The sequence below is a fragment of the Burkholderia sp. AU17457 genome (genome assembly GCF_002223255.1).
GTDB classification, from domain to species: domain Bacteria; phylum Pseudomonadota; class Gammaproteobacteria; order Burkholderiales; family Burkholderiaceae; genus Burkholderia; species Burkholderia sola.
On the sequence record NZ_NKFB01000018.1, the window covers coordinates 1 to 712 of the forward strand.

Genomic DNA, 712 nt, shown 5'->3' on the forward strand with positions numbered 1-712 from the left:
GCCATCGTGATCAGGTCCGGCTCGAAGCCGAAGTGCTGGTGCGCGAACCATTCGCCGGTGCGCCCGAACCCGCCGATCACTTCGTCCGCGACGAGCAGGATGTCGTACTTGCGGCAGATCCGCTGGATTTCCGGCCAGTACGTCGACGGCGGGAAGATCACGCCGCCCGCGCCCTGGAATGGCTCGCCGATGAACGCCGCGACGTTCTCCGCGCCGAGCTCGAGGAGCTTCGCTTCGAGCTGCTGCGCACGTGCGAGACCGAACGCTTCGGGTGTCTCGCCCGGCTGCGCTTCGCCGAAGAAATACGGCTGGTCGATGTGCACGATGTGCTCGACCTTCGACGGCATCTGCTCGTGCATGTAGCCCATCCCGCCGAGCGTGCCGCCCGCGATCGTCGAGCCGTGATAGCCGTTCTTGCGCGAGATCACGTATTTCTTCTGCGGCTTGCCCTGCACGCGCCAGTACTGGTGCACGAGGCGCAGCACGGTGTCGTTGCCTTCCGAGCCGCTGTTGCAATAGAAGAAGTGGTTGAAACCGGCGGGCGTCACTTCGGCGAGCATCGCCGACAGCTCGATGATCGGCGGATGCGTGGTCTTGAAGAACGTGTTGTAGAACGGCAGTTCCTGGATCTGGCGATACGCGGCGTCGGCGAGTTCCTTGCGGCCGTAGCCGACGTTCACGCACCAGAGGCCGGCCATCCCGTCGATCACCT

Annotated in this window: 1 protein-coding gene; it reads right to left on the reverse strand. The window is 64.5% G+C overall.

What is annotated here, in order from left to right; genetic code table 11:
- The coding region (locus tag CFB49_RS35380; protein ID WP_143329362.1) for an aminotransferase class III-fold pyridoxal phosphate-dependent enzyme at positions 1-712 on the reverse strand (712 nt) is incomplete at both ends.